This is a genomic window from Arthrobacter sp. B2a2-09 (assembly GCF_027587375.1).
GTDB lineage: Bacteria > Actinomycetota > Actinomycetes > Actinomycetales > Micrococcaceae > Arthrobacter.
This window is the reverse complement of the sequence record NZ_JAMXIC010000026.1, coordinates 1-18,700: the sequence shown is the minus strand read 5'-3', so window position 1 is coordinate 18,700 and position 18,700 is coordinate 1. Positions and strand designations below refer to the sequence as shown.

Sequence of the window (18,700 nt, the reverse complement as noted above, 5' to 3'; positions counted from 1 at the left end):
CTTGGCGAAATGGGCTAGATCGGGGGCTGCAGCGTTGCTACTTGCAGGCGTCCTGAGTGGATGCAACCAGACCCTTCCCGGAGCGCCCACCGGCAACCCGGCAGTGGGCGAGTGCCACCTGATTGTCTCTCCGGAGCAATTCGACGCTGTCAGCGAACCGAGCCCGCCGGTTGCCTGCGGGGAGGCGCACACAGCCCAGACCTACAAGGTCACGCAGGTTCCGGCTCCCTTGTCAGGGCAGGGAACAAGGCCCGGACAACAGGAGCTCAAGGCACTCACCGCGCGCTTGTGCGATGTTGCCTCGCTGCGGAAGTATCTCGCCGCCGGTGAACGCGACGGTACAACCGGGCTGGCCATCGCCGCATACGCCCCCAGCCGCGACGACTGGGAGCGCGGCGCCAGAGCCATGCGTTGCGACGTGCTCCTGGCCACGAACGACGGCACTCCCCGGACCACCACTTTGGATTTCAAGGGCATGCTGACTGGCCCTGACTCGGCCGCCTTACGGCTGTGCTATCGACAGGAACTCGCGGACGGCCAGCTGAGCGACGACGGCGTCGACGTCCCGTGTACCGAGCCCCACACCGCCGAGGACATCAGCGCGTGGTTCAACCTGGAGAGCAGCGTGGCCACTCCGGCCGCGCGAAACGCGCGCTGCCTGCCTTATGCCTTGCAGTTCCTCGGCGTCGACGCACTCCCCGCCGGAATCACGCTGCGTCCGATTATCAGGACCGTGAACGGCGCGCGCACGGTGCGGTGCGCCGTCGCCCCCTTCCGGTCCAGTGCAGCGCAGTCCAGTCCAACGCAGTCCAGTCCAGGCACCATCACTGGCACGCTCGCACCGGCGGGAGGGCAGAAACGTGGTTGACGCAAGGCCGGATGTCTCGGAATTCGAGCCGCCCACAAGGTTCGCCCCGGAACCGGTCCGTCGAAGGAACGGGACCGCTAGCGCGCTGCGCTCCGCGGCCGCCTACCTGGCCAGGACGTTCGGGCCGGGTGAGGTGGGGCCGGGCGCTCCGGGGTCACCCCGCCTGCGCGGCGTTCCGGCATTGTCCGGCACTCTTGCCTCGCTCGTCATGATCTTCCGGTTGTTCGTGCCCCGGACCGTTGGCATGGCCGACCAAGGGACCGGTCAACAGCTGCTTTGCTCGCTGGGCGTTCGGAACCTCAGGCCCTGGGGCTATACAGACTTCACGAATTTCATCCATCCGAGCTGGGTGCCGCAACAGTACTACGGTGAGGCTTGCGGCTTTACTGGATCCGGAGAACCGGTCTATTCCTCACAATTGCTGCTCTTGTGGCCCGGCAAATGGCTCACGCCGGTCCTTGCTTGGGGACCCGGCGTTGATACGCGTGCGGTGGGGATTGTCTGCTGCGTTGTCTTCGGCGCCCTCATCGCCGGACTCGTGGCGGCGTTGCCGGGCCGGACGCCGTTCCGGGTGCTGATCGCTGCGCTCGTCACGCTGGTCACGGCGGACGGGATCTTCGCGGATTTCTTCGTATCGCCCTACAGCGAACCCGCTGCGTTCCTCGGCACACTTGCTTTGGCAGTAGCGCTTCTTCGCTACTGGAACGGCGGAAGGCCACGCTGGGCATCGGTGCTGATGGTGGTCCTCGCGGCCGCGTTCACGGTCTCGGCCATGCCGCAGATGGTGTCGTGGCTGCCTGCGGTTGCCCTGGCGCTCCTTTGGTTGCCTTGGGGCGCGCGCGGTCGGCGGCGGGCGGGCTCCGCGCGTCGTCGGTGGCAGGCGTTCGTGATGCCCGCAGCAGCCGTGATTGCCATTGCGGGAGTTGCCGTAGCGTTCCTCGCGGTGGAGCCCAAGCGCGCTACGGAAGTGAATCTCTATAACACTGTCTTCGCGTCGATCCTGCCCAACAGCCCGGATCCCGTCGCGGATTTGAAGTGGCTGGGACTGGACCGGAGTTTCGTGACGGCCGCGGGCAGCACCATGGACTCCATCAATTCCGCGGTGTACAACCCGCATTATCCGCAGTTTGGGGAACAGATCAATCGTGGCAAGATCGCCGCGTTCTTTGCCACCCATCCGGAACGGCTGATCGGCCTGGGGGAGCGGGGGATCAGCGCCCTGCTCACGCCCGAACTCGGTTCTGCGGGATCGTATATGGTGGATTCGGGGCAAGGTCCCGGCGTCAAGGAACGCCGGGTGCCCGTTGTCCTGGTTCTGTACACGGCGATGAAAGCAGCACCGGTTGCGTTGCTTGGCCTCCACCTGTTGACTTTATTGCTGGGGTTCGCGGTTGCCGCTCGACGGAAGTCCGGAATAGGACGGCTTGCCGTGGTGATGGTCCTTGGCTGCTGGGCGCAGTTCTGGGTTGTCCTGATTTTGGAGGGGCAGCCGGAGATCCACAGCCAGATGATTGTGGCCGGGTTCATGTCGGCATTGTGCGTTCCGCTCTTGGTAGCTTTGGTGAGCATTCTTGCGTCGAAATCACGGCCGGAGCCGCACTCGGAGCCGCACTCGCAACCGCACGCCGTTTAGCTCAACCAGCCGTCTTTTCGAAGCTGATCCTGGAGGCTGATGATGTTTCCCACGTTGAAGCCAGCGGCCGCAAAGCGCTGACGCACCCGGTGCAGGTGGGACTTGACCGTCTGCTCGCTGATCCCCAAAAGCTCAGCCACCTCCCTGACGCTTCGAGGCATGGGTCCAAGGTACAGCTCCATAAGCCGCCGTTCCCTGGCTGACAACTCGACTCTCGTGCTGGCTGTTGACTCAAGCATTCCCTTGATATCCGGATGGAGGTATCGCTGGCCGGATGCCGCCGCACGGATCGCCGCTGCGGTATGGCCCGGATCAGCGGACTTGGGCACAATGGCCAGCGCGCCGGCGTCGAGGGCTGAGCTGATGGCCACCACAGGCAGCTGGTCCACGAGGAGGACCACTTGCGTCCCAGACGCCGTCAGCGAAGAGATGGTGCTGGCAAGATTCCCGGCCTCGCGTCCCTGCAGTTCGCCCACGACGGCGACATCCGCCTTGCCGGCACCGTCACCTGTGGGCACTAGGCCTTCGAGGGGCCAGCAAGAGACCCCGGCCACGACGCGGATTTCTGGAGCATTGATGAGAAGCCACTGCGACAAGGAGTCGATCAAAAGCTGGTGGTGGTCGATGAGCAGAACGCGGGTCAACGTCGCCACCCCGCTGTGTCAACCACGATGCTGCAGCCTTCACGGTCATTGTGGGCTTTTGCACGGCCCAGCGAATCCAGCTCGGTCCACAACAGAGGTGAGAGGTGATTCTTGTGAACTCCGCCAATGCGCCATGTCAGGCGTGCACCGTCCTGGCCGGACTTCTCCGCGAAGAAATGGATGCGGTGTGCCGCCCCTGGCCGTGGAGTGGTGCCGTGCCGGTGCGTGCCTCGCAACGTGGCGCCCACGGCCATCAGCATAGTGGCAGTCAGGATGGCCGGGCGTGAGCTCTCCGGCAGCTCTTCCACCACGTCACTTGGCTGGGCAACAGTGACACTGCCGCCCAGGCCCTCCAGTTCCAACGCCTCTGCGAGCCAATTGTCGGACCATTCCGCCAGCAACAACTGGCGTAAATGACCCGCAAGTTCCATCGCTTCCTGGGCCACCGCAGGGTCCAAAGGCAATGACGGTGCCTGCGCCACCTTGGCGAACAATTCATCGATCTGGGTCTTGGTGATCGCTAGTTCGAGCTCCCGTGCGGACGTTTTGGCGTGGATGGCCCGCGTCAAAGCGTCGAGCCGTTCACTCAGGCCGCTCGCGCCCTTCCGCTGGATGGCGTCCCTGCGCATTAACACGCTCATCGTTCCGACCACACCGGGAAGGAGCGAAAGGAAGAGGATGTTCGACGTCGTGCGCGGATCGGCTCCGGGAGTGACAGAGTAGAGGGCTGTGTTGACCGCCGCGGTCGCGACCGCGAGGGTGACGAATCCACGAAGATTCCAGAGATGGGACACAAGGAGGACAGCGACACCGGAGAGCAGGGCATTCGCTCCGATCAGGGCGAGCCCCGTCTCCTGCACGGTAGCCAATGCGGCGCAGCAACCGGAGCCAATTGCCAAGACCAGCCACGTGGCACGCAGATTGGCCAGCCGGGCCCGTGGGGTGGCGGCATCGGATGCCTGGACGGCGACGAGGAGTGCCAACAAGTCCAGGCCGGTAACCAGGACGTGCCAGGGGGCGGCGCCCCTCTTGCTGCCGGCTTCAAAAGCGAGATAGAAATTGAGGATCCACAGCACGAAGCAGGCTGTCGCCAAAATCCCGCGGGACACGAAGAGCGGTCCCCTTATATTGGTTCGCGGCACGCTGGTCTGTGACATGGCCGGCATTGTCATGCGGCCACGGCTTCGAGCAGGATCGTGGTTCCTCGTCCAGGCGCGGAAAAGACCTTCGCACGTCCACCGGCATCGCGCATCCGGGCGAGGACGGATTCCTTGACGCCCAGCCTGTCGGTGGGGAGCTTCGAAGGGTCAAACCCACAACCGGAATCGCTGACGACCACTGACACGTGATCCGAGGTCCGGGATAGCAGGACATCCACATGTCCTGCGCCAGCGTGCCTGTCGGCGTTCAGGATGCATTCATCCACGGCCGCCAGCAAGGCAGCTTGGACAGGTTCGGCCAGCGGCCCGGTCATCCCGTGGATCTCCACACTGAAGCCGTCCCGTGCCCGTTTCTCGGCGACCCGCCGCAGCCGAACGGCGAGGTCGCCAGGTTCCGGAGTCTTGGGAGGCGTCGAAGCGCCGAAGTCGACGTCGGCCCATCCCTGCAGCGTGGGCCCCAGCCGGGCCGCCGTTTCCGAGGAGGTGCCGGCGTCGAGCATTTCTCCCAGTTCCTTCGAGGAGACACCGGCGCCTTGGCGGCCGATCACGGTGAGGGTGCGCAAGGCGGTGTCGTGCAAATGCCTCGCGTTCCAGGCCACGGAGCTGCGCCGGTTCTGGGCCACGATGTGGGCTGCCGCGGACCCCTGGCGCACGGCGAAGTCGCCCCAATACAGGGCCAAGGCCCGTGGTCCGCCAAGGCGCATCGCCAAGGTGATGAACCATATCGCCGTCAGCATGTAAGCGCTCGCGGGACGGACGCCCGCCACCAAGGCCGAGATAACCGTGTACCCCAGAACCAGCAGGAACGCCGTGAATGTGAACAGCATCGAGCGCCAGGTTTTGCGCATCGAGAAGACGAGGACGGAACTTGCCGAGAGGACCAGGGTGTAAGGGAGGAAAACGGGATTGAACTCGTCGCGTTGTTCGGAGCCCAACAGTTCCGCGAGCAAGATCAGCCCCAGCAGAATCGCCACGCGCTGGGGCCACGCATCCGAGCGGAGCATCAATGCGAAACAGACGAGGACCCCGGCCAGGACAAGGTATGCGCCGACGAATTCCCACGGCTGGAGCCGGTTAGCCGCAGCCATGAACAAGCTTGACGCAGTGGTGACGCACAACCCCAGGAGGGTTCCGTATTTCGACACCACACCGGGACGGCGCGTACTCCAAACCCCTCGTTTTCTGCGCATGCCGTTCCTTCAGATGTGTCCCTGAGCCAGCGAACTTGTAGCTTCTAGAAGCATAAGTGGGAGAGGGCTTCGGAACCGCGGTATTTCCCGCCTGAGCCGGTATTTGACGGATACCGAGGAAGATCATGCGGGTCCTTCAGTGTCAGAGCCACCGCCTAGACTGGTAAACACCATGGATATGTTGTTTGACCCGTACGCAGATGGCCCCTTCAAAGCTGCAAGCAGAGCTGCCACCAAGGCCGCTCCGGCCATGCTGTCGCACGCCGGAAGCGGCCCAGCGCCCAGCAGCCCGGCGCCCGGTGGCACTGCGCCCGGTGGGGGTGCGCCTGGTGGGGGTGTGTCTTTGGGTGGGACGCCCGGCGGCGGGCACGACGGGGGCCACTCGGGCTTGCCGTCTGCGGAGGCATTGCTCCAAGGGTTGAACCCCCAGCAGGAGGAAGCCGTCAAACATGCCGGCAGCCCCTTGCTGATCGTCGCCGGTGCGGGTTCAGGTAAGACCCGCGTCCTGTCAAACCGCATTGCGTACCTGATCGCCACCAGACGGGCCCACCACGGCGAGATCCTGGCCATCACCTTCACCAACAAGGCAGCGGCGGAAATGCGGGAACGCATCGAAGCCCTGGTGGGTGCCCGCGCCAAGTCCATGTGGATCTCCACGTTTCACTCCTCCTGCGTGCGTATCCTGCGCCGCGAAGCCGCCAACGTGGGGCTGAACTCCAACTTCTCCATCTACGACTCCGCGGACTCCCTGCGGCTCATAACCCTCGTAGCGAAGAACCTGGACCTTGACCCCAAGAAGTTCGCGCCCAAGGCCATCCAGCACAAGATCTCCGCCCTCAAGAACGAGCTCATCGACGACGACGCGTACTCTTCCAGCGCTAATTACAACGATCCCTTCGAGCAGGCCGTTGCCGAGGTCTTCAAGGGCTACACCCAGCGCTTGCGCCAGGCCAACGCCATGGACTTCGATGACCTCATCGCGCAGACCGTCTACATGTTCCGGGCCTTCCCCGCGCTCGCAGAGTCCTACCGCCGTCGTTTCCGTCACGTACTCGTGGACGAATACCAGGACACCAACCACGCGCAGTACGCATTGGTCCGCGAAATCGTCGGCGAGGGTCCCCAAGCGAGCGAGCTGACCGTCGTCGGCGACTCCGACCAATCCATCTACGCCTTCCGTGGTGCGGACATCCGCAACATCGTCGAATTCGAGAAGGACTACCCGGAAGCGCGCACCATCAAGTTGGAGCAGAACTACCGCTCCACCCAGAACATCCTGAGCGCGGCGAACTCCGTTATTTCGCGCAACCCCAACCGCCCGGACAAGAAACTCTGGACGGCCGAGGGCGACGGCGAGAAGATCATCGGCTACGTGGGGGAGAACGAGCACGACGAAGCCCAGTTCATCGCCAAGGAAATCGACCGGCTCCAGGACGAAGAGGGCCTGCGTCCAGGCGACGTCGCCATTTTCTACCGCACCAACGCCCAGTCCCGCTCCATTGAAGACGTCCTGGTCCGCGTCGGACTGCCGTACAAAGTGGTGGGTGGCACCCGCTTCTACGAGCGCAAGGAAATCAAGGACGCCCTCGCGTACCTTCGCGTCCTGGTGAACCCGGACGACGACGTCAATTTGCGTCGCGTCCTCAACGAACCCAAGCGGGGAATCGGCGATCGTGCCGAAGGTGCCGTGGCGGCGCTCGCCGAACGGGAACGGACGTCGTTCATGACTGCGGCACGCAAGGCAGACCAGGCTCCCGGCATGGCCACCCGCTCCGTGAACGCAGTTCTGGGCTTCGTGAAACTCCTGGATGACCTGGCCGAAGTGGCCTCGGGTTCCGGGGCCGCGGCAGCTTTGGAAGCTGTCCTGGAACAAACCGGGTACCTTGCCGGGCTCCGCGCCAGCACCGATCCGCAAGACGAATCCCGCGTGGAAAACCTCGCCGAATTGGTGGCGGTGGTCCGGGAATACGAGCGCGACAACCCCGAAGGCTCGCTGGGTGAGTTCCTGGAGCAAGTCTCCCTAGTAGCCGACGCCGACCAGATCCCGGACGCTCCCGAGGGATCCTCCGAGGACGCTGCCGCCGCCGTGGCAGAGGCCAAGCGGATGGGCGTGGTCACGCTCATGACGCTCCACACGGCCAAGGGCTTGGAATTCCCCGTGGTCTTCCTGACCGGCATGGAGCACGGGTTGTTCCCGCATCAGCGTTCCGCAACGGATCCCAAAGAACTGGCAGAAGAGCGTCGCCTGGCCTACGTGGGCCTCACCCGTGCACGGAAGCGCCTCTATGTGACCCGTTCGGAGGTCCGCAGCATGTGGGGCCAGAGCCAATACAACCCCGCCAGCCAATTCCTTGAGGAGATCCCCACCGGTCTCGTGGAGTGGAAGCGCGAAGGTACCTCCCGCCAAGTGAGCGGCTGGGGCAACGCGCCCATCGGTTCCGGGCGTTACGGCGGCTCCTTCTGGGGTGCCGGTACCTCGCGCGGAGCTGCCGCCAGCCCAACCGCCGGTTTCAACGCCGACGTGCCGGCCGCCGTCGTACGCAACCGCGTCCAGCCGCAAAAGGAAGTGGTCGCCGTCGTCGTGGGGGACAAAGTGAACCACACGAGCTTCGGCAACGGCACCGTGATCGGCATCGAAGGCGCCGGTGACAAGACCGTGGCGAAGGTGACGTTCGACGTCGGGGAGAAACGGCTGCTGTTGCGTTACGCGCCGCTGACCAAACTGGATTCCTAGCGGCTCCCCGCGTCCTGTCGGCCTAGCATGACGTGAGTCTGGCGCGCCGGAAAACCGCGTCATATAGCGGTTTTTCTACGGTCGATAGAAGTGTGTGCTTACTCACTTAACAGGTACTGTAGAACCGGCTGGCCTCCCCGGGGGGCTAAAGTTCGAGAGGAACTTGCGCAATGTGACCGGCTGCCTGGCGGCCGTTCGATGCGCACCTATCCGCAGCCGGTTTTCGCGGTCACCGTGGTTTCCGGCTGTACAGAAACTACTTCGACGTAGAAGGACACTAAACCGTGGACCTGTTTGAATATCAGGCGCGCGATATGTTCGAAGCGCACGGTGTACCCGTGCTCGCCGGCATCGTGGCGCACACCCCTGAAGAGGCAAAGGCTGCTGCCGAGAACATCGGCGGCGTGACCGTCGTCAAGGCGCAGGTAAAGGTCGGTGGCCGTGGCAAGGCCGGCGGTGTCAAGGTCGCAAAGTCCGCTGACGAAGCGCTTGAGCACGCCACCAACATCCTTGGCATGGACATCAAGGGCCACACCGTCAACAAGGTCATGATCGCGGCCGGCGCGGACATCGCCGAGGAGTACTACTTCTCCGTCCTCCTGGACCGGGCCAACCGCAACTACCTGGCCATGTGCTCGGTTGAAGGCGGCATGGAAATCGAACAGCTTGCCGTAGAGCGCCCCGAGGCACTCGCCAAGGTCGCCATCGATCCCGCCGTCGGAATCGACCAGGCCAAGGCCGACGAAATCGTTGCCGCAGCCGGTTTCTCCGAGGAACTGCGTGGCAAGGTCGCCTCCGTCATCCTCAAGCTCTGGGACGTCTTCAAGAAGGAAGACGCAACCCTTGTTGAGGTCAACCCCTTGGTCAAGACCGGCGCTGGCGACATCGTTGCCCTTGACGGCAAGGTCTCGCTGGACGAAAACGCCGGCTTCCGCCACGTTCACCACAATGAACTTGAGGACAAGGACGCAGCCGACCCGCTCGAGGCCAAGGCCAAGGCGCAGGACCTGAACTACGTGAAGCTTGACGGTTCGGTTGGCATCATCGGCAACGGCGCCGGTCTTGTGATGTCCACCCTCGACGTCGTTGCTTACGCAGGCGAAAACCACGGCAACGTCAAGCCGGCCAACTTCCTGGACATCGGCGGTGGAGCCTCTGCTGAGGTCATGGCCGCTGGCCTGGACGTCATCCTCGGTGACGAGCAAGTCAAGAGCGTTTTCGTGAACGTCTTCGGTGGCATCACCGCGTGTGACGCTGTGGCAAAGGGCATCGTCGGTGCACTGGCCGAGCTTGGCACCAACGCCAACAAGCCGCTGGTTGTCCGCCTCGATGGCAACAATGTCGAAGAGGGCCGCCGCATCCTGGCCGAGGCCAACCACCCGCTGGTTACCCTGGCAGCCACCATGGACGAGGGCGCCGACAAGGCCGCCGAGCTCGCCAACGCAGCGAAGTAAAGGGACCTCACAATGTCTATTTATCTGAACAAGGACTCCAAGGTCATCGTCCAGGGCATCACCGGCGGCGAAGGCACCAAGCACACCGCCCTGATGCTCAAGGCCGGCACCAACATCGTCGGTGGCGTCAACGCCCGCAAGGCCGGCACCACGGTGCTGCACGGCGACAAGGAAATCACCGTCTTCGGCACCGTCAAGGAAGCCATTGCCGAGACCGGCGCCGACGTCTCTATCGTCTTCGTTCCGCCGGCATTCACCAAGGCCGCAGTGGTTGAAGCCATCGAAGCAGGCATCGGCCTGGTCGTTGTCATCACCGAAGGCGTGCCGGTTCAGGACTCGGCCGAGTTCTGGGCACTCGCCCAGGCCACGGTGGACGCTGACGGCAAGCAGATCACCCGCATCATCGGGCCGAACTGCCCCGGCATCATCACCCCGGGCGAAGCCCTGGTTGGCATCACCCCGGCAAACATCACGGGCAAGGGCCCCATCGGCTTGGTCTCCAAGTCCGGTACCTTGACCTACCAGATGATGTACGAACTGCGCGACCTCGGCTTCTCCACCGCCATCGGAATCGGTGGCGACCCCGTCATCGGTACCACGCACATCGACGCCCTAGCTGCGTTCGAGGCTGACCCGGAGACCAAGGCGATCGTCATGATCGGCGAAATCGGTGGCGACGCTGAAGAGCGCGCAGCCGACTTCATCAAGGCGAACGTCACCAAGCCGGTTGTTGGCTACGTTGCAGGCTTCACCGCCCCCGAGGGCAAGACCATGGGCCACGCTGGCGCCATCGTCTCCGGCTCCGCGGGTACGGCACAGGCCAAGAAGGAAGCTCTCGAAGCTGCAGGGGTGAAGGTCGGCAAGACTCCGTCCGAGACCGCCAAGCTCCTCCGCGAGGTCTTCGCAACCCTCTAGGTTCCGGGGACCCCCAAATCAGGGCCCACGGACGCGAGGACCCGCCGCGAGCTTGCGAGCGGTGGGAGCGTCCGGAGGGCCCACGGACGCGAGGGACCCGCCGCGAGCTTGCGAGCGGTGGGAGCGTCTGGGGATCGGCGCCCGTCACCTTCCATGTGAAGGTGACGGGCGCCGTCGTTGTTTAAGCGCGTGGACATCTGAGTGTCTGCCAGGACCAACGCTCGCTCACCTTTGAAGGCTTTTGGCCCAACGCTCGCTCACTTATGAAGGGTCTTGGCCCGACGCTCGCTCACGTCTGGCGGCGCTTTCACCAACGCTCGCTCACGTCTTGTGAGCGAGCGCCTCGCCGTCGTTTAAGGCCCGAACCTGAAGATCGCCGTGAGACGCCCGAGATCTCACACCAGGCGACCATCAAACACTCATTTTGGTGCTTTGGAATACTCATTTTGTCGCTTAGGGACACTCATTTTGTCTTCATTGCACACCAGCGGCAGAAACGATGGCTTAGCCTCAACCAAGGAGGCGCCGATCCTGGTAGGTCAAACAGGGCTCTCAGGGTCTGAATGTGCAAGACCCACCTCGGCGCAGTAGCTAGTCCTGTTCTGGAATCAACAGATTGGGGAACGCCGTGAAGACTTGGAACCCATTAAAAATGGCACTTGGATGTTTTCTTGCCGTCGCGATTTTGACACCGAATGCGGCTACGGCTGCGACGGCTCAAGAAGCGATCGACGAGCAACGGGCCGAAACTGCCCTAGAGGCGCTGGACCGCGTGTTGCCCATTGATCAACCCGTTCATGGCGCAAGCTCAGAGCCTGGCGGCACTCGGTTTCTGGCTGAGCTCACCGACACCGGTGCGCTTTCAAAGGCCTCTGGACACAGCATCGAGCTCCGATTTGTTGATGGGGCGGCAAGAGGGAAGCTCGCGGGAAACCAGAAGCGCGCAGTTTATGGTGCCAGCGGCAATGCCGTGAATTTTGCGGCTTCCGCAGATGGTGGGCGTTTCGCAGCCTACGCGATCATTCACGGTTCTGGTTCTCAAGACTCGTTCGAGTACGAGTTCTTCGTTGATGGGGCCCCTGCGACTCTGGCTAAAGGATCCACTGGGCAAGTCCTTTTGAAGGATGCATCCGGGAGGTTGATGAACACGATTGCGCCTGCTTGGGCTGTGGACGCCACCGGCAAACAACTCCCGACGTTTTACAGCATCAGAGGCAACGTCCTCACTCAAACTGTTGAGCTCCGGGCTGCGTCATATTCGGTAGTGGCAGATCCGGCGCTTAGTTGCGATTGGGCGTTGTGCACCCAGCAACTGAATAAGAATGAGACAAGTACTGTTGCCAACGTCGGAGGCGGCAACGCAGGAGCGTTTGGTGCGATGTGCGCGCTCGCGATGCCGTGGCTGGGTGTCGCATGCCTGACATATGGGCTGGCGATTTGGAATACAGCTGTGCACGCTCGTGACACGGGGCGGTGCTTGAGTATTCAATATCGGGGAACTGGCATGCAGGTTGTATGGCCGGTCATCTACAACGGCCCAAACTGCAGGTAGGAGGCCTCCATGCAAAAGAAATCCGCGCAAATGAAAGATTTCCAAGCCACACTTGCCACGGGTTGGACGGGCTTGATCTTCTGGGTTCTGATGGCTGGCTGCATTTTCCTTCCTTGGTTGCCGGCAGTGCAGTCGATCCCGGGTGCCGTCGAGGGGCTTTTCGTAGTGTCGGTTGGCTACGTCTTTATCGTCGTTCCCCTGATCGTCAGCAACAGAAATCCGGACTCTGGGAGTCAATGACAGTCCGATAGCGGCTGTTTCGCCAACGGGCTGACCGGCCAGATGCGCCTCTCCCCTTGATAGGGGAGAGGCGCATCGTCGTGTTTAGCTAGGTGCGCGAAGACCATGCCCTGGGCCTGCTCGGCGAGGCGTGACATTCTGCTCAATCATTCGAATGGACAAACCTCGGAGGCGCGGAATCTCGCGGCCGTTGCCTGCGGCCGGTGGAATGATCCAGCAGAATCCGGCGACAGGCGACAGGCGACAGGCGACAGGCGACGGCCGACGGGGGCGTGGGCGGCGAGCCAAATTCCTTGCAGCATTTCAGAGTAGTTTGTTAGTATGTCAGGACAAACTACCAAAGGAGAGCAGATGCCCCTCGTCCGCATTGATGTCAACGAAGGCCGAACGCCCGAGCAGCTCGGTGACCTCAGTAAGCGAATTCACGATGCTATCCTCGCCGAGTACGGCATCCCCGAGCGCGACTACTTCCACATCATCACCGAGCATCCCAAGGGTCAGATTGTTGCGCAGGATGCCGGTCTCGGTTTCGAGCGAAGTTCAGGCGTGGTCATGATCCAGATATTCACCCAGGGCGGGCGGAGCCGCGAAGCCAAGCAGTCCTTGTTCGCCGCCATTGCCGCCCAGCTCGGCGAGATTGGCGTCGCCGGCGAGGATGTCTTCCTGGGCTACGTGGAAAATACGGCCGATGACTGGTCCTTCGGCTTTGGCCGCGCCCAGTATGTCACTGGCGAGCTTGCTGTTCCCGCACGGTAACTCCGGCGTTTTGGAGTGGATTCAAGCCCAAATCACTGCGTAGTTTAGGCCATTACGTTTCGTTGTAAATATGTCAGTACAAACCTTTGACAGGACATGAATTCTGGTGCAAAGTAGTGGTTGTGGCCCCGCTCACTGCGGGCCGGCAAAAGCACCGGAGCTCTCACCGTCCCGCAAGAAGAGTTCACTACAGAAAGGTCCGCGATCACCGTGACCCACGAACTGCTCACCATCGGGCGCATCAGCGTTGATATCTACCCGAACGACATCGGTGTGGGACTGGAGGACGTGCTGTCCTTCGGCAAGTATCTTGGCGGCTCGCCGTCCAACGTGGCCGTCGCCGCCGCCCGCCACGGCCGCCGCTCCGGCGTGATCACGCGCACCGGCGATGACCCTTTCGGCGTTTACCTGCACCGCGAGCTGCGCAAGTTCAAGGTGGACGACACGTTCGTCACTCCGGTGTCGGGCCTTCAGACGCCTGCCACGTTCTGCGCGATTCAGCCTCCGAACGATTTCCCGTTGTACTTCTACGGGCGGTTCCCGACGGCGCCGGACCTGCAGATCAAGGCCGAGGAACTCGACCTTGAGGCCATCAAGGACGCCGGCATCTTCTGGTCTACCGTGACCGGCCTCTGCCAGGAACCCAGCCGGTCAGCCCACCTCGCGGCCCACGAAGCCCGGCCGCGGACCGGCCTGGGCGAGGGCCAGTACACCATCCTGGACCTGGATTACCGGCCCATGTTCTGGGCTTCGGAGGACGAGGCCCGGGCCGAGGTCGCCAAGATTCTGCCGCACGTCACGGTGGCCATCGGCAACGACAAGGAATGCGCCGTCGCCGTGGGCGAGGGAACCCCGGACGAGCAGGCGGACCGCCTCCTGGCTGCCGGTGTCGAGATCGCCGTCGTCAAGCTTGGCCCCGAAGGTGTGATGGCCAAGACCCGCACCGAACGCGTTGTTTCCGCGCCGGTCCCGGTTGAGACCGTCAACGGACTGGGCGCGGGCGATTCCTTCGGCGGCGCTTTCTGCCACGGTTTGTTGTCCGGCTGGCCTTTGGCCCAGGTCCTGGACTACGCCAATGCCGCCGGGGCGATTGTCGCCTCCCGGCTCTCGTGCGCGGATGCGATGCCGACGCCGGAGGAAGTCACCTCGTTGCTGACCGAACGCGGCCGCCTGACCCCGGCGGGCACCGATACAGCTTCCCACGCAGCAGTTTCTGAAGGAGCAACACGTTGAGCTTCAATGATGACCCCCGCCGTTACGAGCACTTGAGTGCTATCCGGCTTGAAGATCCCGACGCCGTTGCCCGCGCCGCCGCCGCGCGTCGCCGCCACCCGGGGCTCAAGTACGGCTCGCAGAACTTCATCGTGGCGGCCGACCACCCGGCCCGCGGCGCCCTGAGCGTCGGTCCGGACCCGGTGGCCATGGCTGACCGCCGGGATCTCTTGGACCGGCTGCAGATCGCTTTGGCGAATCCCGCCGTCGACGGTGTCCTCGCCTCGCCGGACATCATGGATGACCTGCTCCTGCTTGGCGCCCTCGAGGGCAAGCTTGTCTTCGGCTCGATGAACCGCGGCGGCCTCGCGGGGCTGGTCAATGAAATCGATGACCGTTTCACGGGCCACACCGCAGCCGCCCTGGAAGCCCTCGGCGCCGACGGTGGCAAGATGCTCACCCGGATCTGCCTCGGGGACCCGGATACGGCGTCGATCCTGGAAGCCACCGCCAAGGCCGTGGACTCGCTCGCGGCGCGCAAGCTGATCGCCATGGTGGAGCCGTTCCTGTCCGTCCGCGAGGCAAACGGAAAGGTCCGCAACGACCTTTCCCCGGACGCCGTGATCAAGTCCGTCGCCATCGCAGAGGGGCTGGGCTCAACGAGCGCCTACACCTGGATGAAACTGCCGGTCGTGGCGGAGATGGAACGCGTCATGGCGGCCACCACGCTGCCCACGGTCCTGCTCGGCGGGGACCCGGACGCGGGCCAGGACGAGGTCTTCGCCAGTTGGCAGGCCGCACTTGCCCTGCCCGGAGTCCAGGGCTTGACCGTCGGGCGGACCCTTTTGTATCCGGCCGACGGTGACGTGGCCGGGGCTGTGGCCACCGCCGCCTCGCTGCTGAAGACACCTGAGCTGCTGAAGACACCTGCGAAAGTATCGGAGTAAGAGTAATGTCAACGCGCAGAATGACGGTCGCCCAGGCGGTTGTCGAGTTCCTGTCCAAGCAGTACACGGTGGACACTCTCGGCGGGAGCGAGTACCGGGAGCGCCTGATCCCTGGCACTTTCGGGATCTTCGGGCACGGCAACGTCGCCGGTGTGGGACAGGCCCTGAAGCAGTATCAGGCCGCGGACCCGAGCATCATGCCGTACTACCAGGGTCGCAATGAGCAGGCCCAGGCGCACCAGGCTGTCGGCTACGCCCGGCACACCCGCCGCCGCCAGACGTTCGCGATCAGCACCTCGATCGGCCCGGGTTCCTCGAACCTGCTGACCGGCGCGGCCCTGGCGACCACCAACCGGCTGCCGGTCCTGCTGCTGCCGTCCGACACCTTCGCCACCCGGGCCGCGGACCCGGTGCTGCAGCAGCTCGAGCTGCCCTACGCGTACGACATCACGGTCAACGATGCCTTCCGTCCGCTCTCGAAGTTCTTCGACCGGGTGTCCCGCCCGGAGCAGCTGTTCTCCGCGTTCCACCACGGCTTGCGCGTCCTGACGGACCCGGCCGAGACCGGCGCGGTGACCATTTCACTGCCACAGGATGTCCAGGCCGAGGCCTTGGATGTTCCGGAGGAGTTCCTCGCCGAGCGCGAGTGGCGGATCCGCCGCCCCGAAGCCGACGACGACGACATCCGCCGCGCCGCCGAGGCCATCCGCGCCGCGAAGCGTCCGCTCATCATTGCGGGCGGCGGCGTCCTCTACGCCTTCGCCAACGAGGAACTCGCCAGGTTCGCCGAACTGACGGGCATCCCGGTGGGCAACACCCAGGCCGGCGTCGGCGTCCTGCCCTGGGACCACAAGTTCTCCCTCGGAGCCATCGGCTCCACGGGCACGACGGCGGCGAACGCCATCGCTGCCGAAGCTGACTTGATCATCGGCATCGGTACCCGTTACGAGGACTTCACGACGGCGTCGCGCACTGCCTTCCAGAACCCCGACGTGAAGTTCGTGAACATCAACGTGGCCGCGATCGACGCGTACAAGCACGGCACCGTGCTGCCGATCGTCGCCGACGCCCGCAAGGCGCTCGTCAAGCTGAACCAGGCCCTGGGCGGCTACCGTGTCGGCGCGGACCTGGAGCAGAAGATCGCTGCGGAGAAGCAGCGCTGGAACGCCATCGTGGACGAAGCCTTCGACACCCGGCACACCCCGCTCCCGGCACAGAACGAGATCATCGGCGCCACCAACCGGGCCATGGACGAGCAGGACGTTGTCATCTGCGCCGCCGGTTCCCTGCCCGGTGACCTGCACAAGATGTGGCGCGTTCGGGACCCCTTCGGCTACCACGTCGAATATGCCTACTCCTGCATGGGCTACGAGATCCCCGGCGGCCTGGGCGTCAAGCGTGCCGCCTTGGCGGAGGCCGCCGCGGGCGGCAAGGATGCATTAGTACGGGACGTGGTCGTCATGGTGGGGGACGGCTCCTACCTGATGATGCACACCGAACTGGTCACCGCCGTCGCCGAACGCATCAAGCTGATCGTGGTCCTGATCCAGAACCACGGCTACGCCTCGATCGGTTCCCTTTCCGAGTCGCTGGGCTCGCAGCGCTTCGGCACCCAGTACCGGGTCCTGGACAAGGAACAGCACTCCTTCGACGCCGGCCAGAACCTGCCCATCGACCTGGCCCTCAACGCCGAGTCCCTCGGTGCGAAGGTCATCCGGATCGAACCGGGCGAGAAAGTCATCGCCGAACTCGAACAGGCCATCCGCGACGCCAAGGCGGCACCGGAAGACACCGGACCGATCGTCATCCACGTTGAATCGGACCCCCTTCTGGACGCCCCGAGCTCCGAATCCTGGTGGGACGTTCCCGTCTCGCAGGTCTCCGAACTCGAATCCACCCAGCAGGCCTACCAGACGTACACAGACCACAAGAACCGCCAGCGCAAGCTGCTCGGCTAACCCCCCCCAGCTACAGACCTCTTCAAGCTACAGACAAGGAAGTCCGCACATGTCGACGACGACCACCCTGACCACCATCAAGCATTTCATCAACGGTGTTGAAACCGCCGGCGCCGGGGACCGCAGCCAGCCGGTGTACAACCCGGCCACCGGGGCCGTGACCGCGGAGTTGCGGCTCGCGAACCGGGCCGATCTTGACGCCACCGTTGCCGCCGCGAAGGCCGCGGCGGAAAAGTGGGGCGATTTCTCCCTGGCCAAGCGCACCGCGGTGCTGTTCAAGTTCCGCGAACTCGTCGCCTCGCACGTGGACGAACTCGCGGCCCTGGTCACCGCCGAGCACGGCAAGGTCATTTCCGATGCCAAGGGCGAGATCGGCCGTGGCCTGGAAGTCATCGAGTTCGCCTGCGGGATTCCGACCCTGCTCAAGGGCGACTACTCGGACCAGGTCTCCACCGGCATCGACGTGTTCTCCTTCCGCGAGCCCCTCGGCGTCGTCGCCGGCATCACCCCGTTCAACTTCCCCGTCATGGTCCCGCTCTGGATGGCGCCGATGGCGATCGCGACCGGCAACGCCTTCATCCTCAAGCCCTCCGAACGCGACCCCTCCGCCTCCATGCTGCTGGCCAAGCTGTGGAAGGACGCCGGCCTGCCCGACGGCGTGTTCCAGGTCCTGCACGGTGACAAGGAAACCGTGGACGGTCTCCTGACCCACCCGGACGTGGACGGCATCTCCTTCGTCGGCTCCACCCCGATCGCGAAGTACGTCCACGAAACCGCCACCAAGCACGGCAAACGGGTCCAGGCCCTGGGCGGGGCGAAGAACCACGCGATCATCATGCCCGACTCCGACCTGGACAACGCCGCCGACCACCTCGCCGCGGCCGCGTTCGGTTCCGCCGGCGAACGCTGCATGGCCATCTCCGTCGCGGTCGCCGTCGGGGACGCCGCGGAGCTGCTGGTCAAGAAAGTCGAAGAGCGCGCCCTCGCGGTGAAGGTCAAGAACGGCACCGAGCCCGACGCCGAAATGGGCCCGGTCATCACCCCGGCCTCCAAGGAACGCATCGTGCGGATCGTCACCGAAGCCGAAGCCGCCGGCGCCGCCATGGTCGTGGACGGCCGCGACCTCGTGGTCCCCGGCCACGAAGAAGGCTTCTGGGTCGGCCCCACCGTGATCGACCACGTCACGACCGGAATGACCGCCTACACCGAGGAAATCTTCGGCCCCGTCCTCGTCGTCGTCCGGGTCGAGGACCTGGATGAAGGCATCAAGCTGATCAACGCCAACCCCTACGGCAACGGCACCGCCATCTTCACCTCCTCCGGCGCGAACGCCCGCAAGTTCCAGCGCTCCGTCACCGTCGGCATGGTCGGCATCAACGTGCCCCTGCCGGTACCGGTGGCCTACCACTCCTTCGGCGGCTGGAAAGCCTCCCTCTT

General features: G+C 64.0%; 15 protein-coding genes. 12 read left to right on the top strand and 3 right to left on the bottom strand.

Features of this window, described 5'->3' with window-relative positions; all coding sequences use genetic code 11:
- Positions 1-34 precede the first annotated feature (34 nt).
- Positions 35-868 carry a septum formation family protein gene (locus NFJ07_RS21180; RefSeq protein ID WP_269997578.1) on the top strand — a complete coding sequence of 278 codons (834 nt, stop codon included), beginning with the start codon at positions 35-37 and terminating at the stop codon, positions 866-868.
- On the top strand, positions 861-2,501 hold the full coding sequence (gene wsfD / locus NFJ07_RS21175; protein ID WP_269997577.1) for a glycan biosynthesis hexose transferase WsfD: 1,641 nt from the start codon (positions 861-863) through the stop codon (positions 2,499-2,501). Before NFJ07_RS21180 ends, wsfD begins: the two co-directional genes overlap by 8 nt.
- Here wsfD and NFJ07_RS21170 read toward each other — a convergent pair.
- The 3 genes from NFJ07_RS21170 to NFJ07_RS21160 are packed head-to-tail and all read right to left on the bottom strand — an operon-like array spanning position 2,498 to position 5,495.
- Positions 2,498-3,154 (bottom strand): sigma factor-like helix-turn-helix DNA-binding protein, encoded by a 657-nt coding sequence (locus NFJ07_RS21170; RefSeq protein ID WP_269997576.1) that lies wholly within the window; start codon positions 3,152-3,154, stop codon positions 2,498-2,500. The genes wsfD and NFJ07_RS21170 overlap by 4 nt on opposite strands.
- Positions 3,142-4,302, bottom strand: a complete 1,161-nt coding sequence (locus NFJ07_RS21165) for a hypothetical protein (RefSeq protein WP_269997575.1) — start codon at positions 4,300-4,302, stop codon at positions 3,142-3,144. The genes NFJ07_RS21170 and NFJ07_RS21165 overlap by 13 nt, the downstream gene beginning before the upstream one ends.
- Positions 4,303-4,313: 11 nt before the next feature.
- Positions 4,314-5,495, bottom strand: coding sequence for a sensor histidine kinase (locus NFJ07_RS21160; RefSeq protein WP_269997574.1), 1,182 nt, complete (start codon positions 5,493-5,495; stop codon positions 4,314-4,316).
- Positions 5,496-5,667: 172 nt separating this feature from the next.
- Here NFJ07_RS21160 and pcrA point away from each other — a divergent pair, with 172 nt between their 5' ends.
- The 10 genes from pcrA to NFJ07_RS21110 form a co-directional block, all read left to right on the top strand.
- Positions 5,668-8,229, top strand: coding sequence for a DNA helicase PcrA (gene pcrA / locus NFJ07_RS21155; RefSeq protein ID WP_269997572.1), 2,562 nt, complete (start codon positions 5,668-5,670; stop codon positions 8,227-8,229).
- Positions 8,230-8,513: 284 nt separating this feature from the next.
- Positions 8,514-9,683, top strand: a complete 1,170-nt coding sequence (gene sucC, locus NFJ07_RS21150; protein ID WP_269997571.1) for an ADP-forming succinate--CoA ligase subunit beta — start codon at positions 8,514-8,516, stop codon at positions 9,681-9,683.
- Positions 9,684-9,695: 12 nt separating this feature from the next.
- Positions 9,696-10,598 carry a succinate--CoA ligase subunit alpha gene (gene sucD / locus NFJ07_RS21145; protein WP_241708187.1) on the top strand — a complete coding sequence of 301 codons (903 nt, stop codon included), beginning with the start codon at positions 9,696-9,698 and terminating at the stop codon, positions 10,596-10,598.
- 628 nt (positions 10,599-11,226) lie between these two features.
- Positions 11,227-12,150: a hypothetical protein gene (locus NFJ07_RS21140; RefSeq protein ID WP_269997569.1), complete on the top strand. Its 924-nt coding sequence runs from the start codon at positions 11,227-11,229 to the stop codon at positions 12,148-12,150.
- Positions 12,151-12,159: 9 nt separating this feature from the next.
- Positions 12,160-12,390 (top strand): hypothetical protein, encoded by a 231-nt coding sequence (locus NFJ07_RS21135; protein ID WP_269997567.1) that lies wholly within the window; start codon positions 12,160-12,162, stop codon positions 12,388-12,390.
- 351 nt (positions 12,391-12,741) lie between these two features.
- Complete coding sequence (locus tag NFJ07_RS21130) at positions 12,742-13,146, top strand: tautomerase family protein (RefSeq protein WP_269997565.1); 405 nt, start codon at positions 12,742-12,744, stop codon at positions 13,144-13,146.
- A 210-nt stretch (positions 13,147-13,356) separates the two neighbouring features.
- On the top strand, positions 13,357-14,379 hold the full coding sequence (gene iolC, locus NFJ07_RS21125) for a 5-dehydro-2-deoxygluconokinase (RefSeq protein ID WP_269997563.1): 1,023 nt from the start codon (positions 13,357-13,359) through the stop codon (positions 14,377-14,379).
- The gene (locus NFJ07_RS21120; protein ID WP_269997561.1) at positions 14,376-15,305 is read left to right on the top strand and encodes a Cgl0159 family (beta/alpha)8-fold protein; all 930 of its coding nucleotides are present in this window, start codon (positions 14,376-14,378) and stop codon (positions 15,303-15,305) included. The genes iolC and NFJ07_RS21120 overlap by 4 nt, the downstream gene beginning before the upstream one ends.
- A gap of 20 nt (positions 15,306-15,325) precedes the next feature.
- The gene (iolD, locus tag NFJ07_RS21115; RefSeq protein WP_269997658.1) at positions 15,326-17,263 is read left to right on the top strand and encodes a 3D-(3,5/4)-trihydroxycyclohexane-1,2-dione acylhydrolase (decyclizing); all 1,938 of its coding nucleotides are present in this window, start codon (positions 15,326-15,328) and stop codon (positions 17,261-17,263) included.
- A 49-nt stretch (positions 17,264-17,312) separates the two neighbouring features.
- Positions 17,313-18,700: CoA-acylating methylmalonate-semialdehyde dehydrogenase (locus NFJ07_RS21110; RefSeq protein ID WP_269997559.1), on the top strand; the 1,388-nt coding region annotated here is incomplete at its 3' end.